At 36.9% G+C, this 2,895-nt stretch carries 6 protein-coding genes; 4 read left to right on the top strand and 2 right to left on the bottom strand.

The window, feature by feature from the left end; translation table 11 throughout:
• The first annotated feature begins 519 nt into the window (after positions 1-519).
• Both EWV84_RS06810 and EWV84_RS06815 read left to right on the top strand, forming a co-directional pair.
• The gene (locus EWV84_RS06810; protein WP_002733639.1) at positions 520-813 is read left to right on the top strand and encodes a nucleotidyltransferase family protein; all 294 of its coding nucleotides are present in this window, start codon (positions 520-522) and stop codon (positions 811-813) included.
• A complete protein-coding gene (locus EWV84_RS06815) occupies positions 810-1,151 on the top strand; it encodes a HepT-like ribonuclease domain-containing protein (RefSeq protein WP_287077362.1) in 342 nt (113 codons plus the stop codon). Before EWV84_RS06810 ends, EWV84_RS06815 begins: the two co-directional genes overlap by 4 nt.
• Before the next feature lie 315 nt (positions 1,152-1,466).
• Here the strand turns inward: EWV84_RS06815 and EWV84_RS06820 are convergent, their stop codons facing one another.
• Complete coding sequence (locus EWV84_RS06820) at positions 1,467-2,054, bottom strand: Uma2 family endonuclease (protein ID WP_287077363.1); 588 nt, start codon at positions 2,052-2,054, stop codon at positions 1,467-1,469.
• Between the two features lies 1 nt (position 2,055).
• Positions 2,056-2,187, bottom strand: a complete 132-nt coding sequence (locus EWV84_RS06825) for a hypothetical protein (protein WP_286826430.1) — start codon at positions 2,185-2,187, stop codon at positions 2,056-2,058.
• Positions 2,188-2,304: 117 nt separating this feature from the next.
• On the opposite strand from EWV84_RS06825, the gene EWV84_RS06830 reads away from it, so the two are divergent.
• Together EWV84_RS06830 and EWV84_RS06835 are read left to right on the top strand one after the other, a co-directional pair.
• Positions 2,305-2,496, top strand: coding sequence for a type II toxin-antitoxin system HicB family antitoxin (locus EWV84_RS06830; RefSeq protein WP_190718926.1), 192 nt, complete (start codon positions 2,305-2,307; stop codon positions 2,494-2,496).
• Positions 2,493-2,675, top strand: coding sequence for a type II toxin-antitoxin system HicA family toxin (locus EWV84_RS06835; protein WP_012267861.1), 183 nt, complete (start codon positions 2,493-2,495; stop codon positions 2,673-2,675). The genes EWV84_RS06830 and EWV84_RS06835 overlap by 4 nt, the downstream gene beginning before the upstream one ends.
• Positions 2,676-2,895: the final 220 nt, after the last annotated feature.

Raw genomic sequence — 2,895 nt, forward strand, 5'->3', positions numbered from 1 at the left:
TATAGATGATTTCCTGACCTAAGATCACATTTTATTCTTTTTTCCACTTCAATCTAAGAATTGAGAAAAAAGCAAAACCTTATATTATACCATAAAAAAATTATGCAAGAGGTCTATTAATCCCCGATACGCAACGGCTTACAACAATCGCGGGACTCTTTACTACTATCGACTAGAAAGGGAAAAAGCGATCAGAGATTTGCGACAAGCCGCCGAACTGTACCGCCAGCAAGGAAACGCGGCGTTATATGAAGCGGTTATGGAACTCCTACGGGAATTAGGCGCGGTCTAGTCCTTTTTGTTGGGTTGAACGAATCAATAGGTTAAAGAAAACCTCTCAATTTTAGGGGAAAGCGAAACCCAACACCTAAATCCGTCTGAATTAGCGATCGCTTCTCATGGCTTTTTGTTGGGTTTGCTTGGGTCAATCCAACCGACGATAATTGTTATCAGTATTTAGTTTTTTCTAGTCTAGTCTGTTAATTGTTCATTAAAAACCTTCGGGATGGATGTTATTTTATGACCCTAAAACAACTCATACAAGACAAACGAGAGGATATCCTAAAAATTGCCACCAAACATGGTGCTTTTAATGTGCGTGTATTTGGTTCCGTTGCTAGAGGTGAGGAAACCGAAAATAGTGATATTGATTTTTTAATTGATTATGATTTAGCTAAAACATCCCCTTGGTTTCCCGGTGGATTATTAGTTGATTTAGAGGATCTCTTAGGGTGTAAAGTGGATGTAGTAACTGAAAAAAGCCTTCATCATCTAATTAAACAGCGAATCTTAAAGGAGGCAATTAAGTTATGAATGAAGATCAAGTTTATCTTGGATACATTTTAGACTGTATTGATAAAATTCAGGAGTATTCCCAAGGAGGAAAACAGGAGTTTTTTGCTAATTCAATGATGAGCGATGCTATCATTGGACGCTTACAAACTTTGGCAGAATCAACTCAACGGCTTTCGGAGGAATTAAAGGCAAATATTCCCGATGTTGACTGGCGTAATATTTCTGGTTTTAGGAATATTTTAGTACATGATTATTTAGGGGGAATTGACCTTAATACAGTTTGGGATGTGGTAGAGAATTATTTGGATAATTTAAGAGAACAGATTTTAAGGCATCTAGAATCAGTAAATACTTAATCAAAGTCTAATTTCGTAGGTTTGGTTGAGCGAATAAATATGTTAAAGAAAACCTCTCAATTTTAAGGGAAAACGAAACCCAACAGCCAACACCTAAATCTGTCTGAATCAGCGCTCGCTATTCCCCTCCTCTCATTGCTTTTTGTGGGGTTTGCTTGGGTCAACCCAACCTAGGATAATTGTCATGATTACTATAGGATTTGAAAAGGGCGATCGCTATTTTGATCCTCTTATTTTTTTGTTGGGTTTCCTTCTTGATCTTGAGAATCGCCATATCAACTGATTTTGGTAGATAATTGAGATGGGATTTAATCATTATTCTTCACTTAAAGTAAAATCAATTCGTTGATAAATATCCAGCAATGAGATTTGAAAATCCACAGAATACAACCTTAAAACATCATTCTCTGATTCATAAACTTTAAATAACCATTCTCCATTATTTTGTTGATAAAATTGTTCCACATAACAACGGTATTGATCGATTAAAATATATTCCTTAAAGTCAGGAATAGAGCGATAAAACCTAAACTTATCAGTGCGGTCATAATCTCTAGTTGATTTTGATAAAACCTCGACAATAATTAACGCATTAGTTACAGTATTTGTGCCTTTTCCTTCATATAATGGTTTGCCTTTAATCACCATTACATCAGGATAAGTATAAAAGCGATATATTGGCATCCATAACCGTACATCACTCATAAAAGCCCAATAATCTTCATTGTTAATCTTAGTCGGAAAATTTTTATAAAAATTACCAGCAATTAGATTATGATTGGTTGTTGCTCCCGTCATAGGAATAATTTCTCCATCCAGATATTCATTTTTGTATTCTGCTGTTTCTTCTAACTGACAATATTCTTCAGGTGTGTAATACCGTTTTTCGATTTGAACTTGCATACTAACCTCCCTTATCTTGGTTAAATTCCCATTCAATAGCAACTTTAATATTAGCTTGTGCTGAACCTTTTGTCACTAAAGATATCCCCGTTAATCTGTCTGAATTGGCGAGCGCCGCTTTGGTAGGCTGCATTAACGAATTGTCAGGCGGCAATCTCCCCGCTAATAAAGCTGATCGTGGCTTGGGAGCAATTCAGTTATAATAGGGGTCAACTTAATATCTTTAGCAACGCAGAATGAGGATTTCACCATGAAGATTCCATATACATATTGGAAAGAATCAGATGGGATGTTCTTGGGCTATTTGAATGAATTTCCAGATCATTGGACCCAAGGTGTTGACTTAGAAGAATTAATCGAAAACTTGGTCGATCTCTACAAAACATTTACGACTGAAGAAATCCCCGGAATCAAGAGAGTTGCAGAGTTTGAACTCGCATGAAAAGACATGATTTAATTGCACAATTAGAGCAAGCGGGCTGCTATTTGATTAGACGTGGAGGGAAACACGATATTTACCATAATCCAGATACTGGAAAAACAGAACCAATTCCCAGACATCGAGAAATTAATGAGCGATTGGCTAAAAAGATTATCAAAAGTCTTACAGGAGACAGATAAATTCACAGTGCCAATTAGGGTCTGCGGCAAAAAGTTTTTCGTGAGGCAGGGTGTGGGGTGTGGGGTGTAGGGTTTTACCCATTTTCAGGTGGTCAATTACCTAGGGTTGGCTGAATAATGGTAAAAACCTTACAGGAAAGTGCTTTTAGCTTGATTGAGAGCTTCCCAAATGCACTTAAATCTGCGCTTAATCGCTCAAAACCCTTGCATCTTCTCTCCT

Origin of the sequence: Microcystis sp. M_QC_C_20170808_M3Col (assembly GCF_007095505.1) — a bacterium.
Classification (GTDB): Bacteria; Cyanobacteriota; Cyanobacteriia; order Cyanobacteriales; family Microcystaceae; genus Microcystis.

Excerpts from the sequence above, each read along its gene's own strand:
- EWV84_RS06830 (WP_190718926.1), top strand. The coding sequence starts at position 2,305 with ATGAAGATTCCATATACATATTGGAAAGAATCAGATGGGATGTTCTTG.
- EWV84_RS06815 (WP_287077362.1), top strand. The coding sequence starts at position 810 with ATGAATGAAGATCAAGTTTATCTTGGATACATTTTAGACTGTATTGAT.
- EWV84_RS06835 (WP_012267861.1), top strand. The coding sequence starts at position 2,493 with ATGAAAAGACATGATTTAATTGCACAATTAGAGCAAGCGGGCTGCTAT.
- EWV84_RS06820 (WP_287077363.1), bottom strand. The coding sequence starts at position 2,054 with ATGCAAGTTCAAATCGAAAAACGGTATTACACACCTGAAGAATATTGT.
- EWV84_RS06825 (WP_286826430.1), bottom strand. The coding sequence starts at position 2,187 with ATGCAGCCTACCAAAGCGGCGCTCGCCAATTCAGACAGATTAACGGGG.
- EWV84_RS06810 (WP_002733639.1), top strand. The coding sequence starts at position 520 with ATGACCCTAAAACAACTCATACAAGACAAACGAGAGGATATCCTAAAA.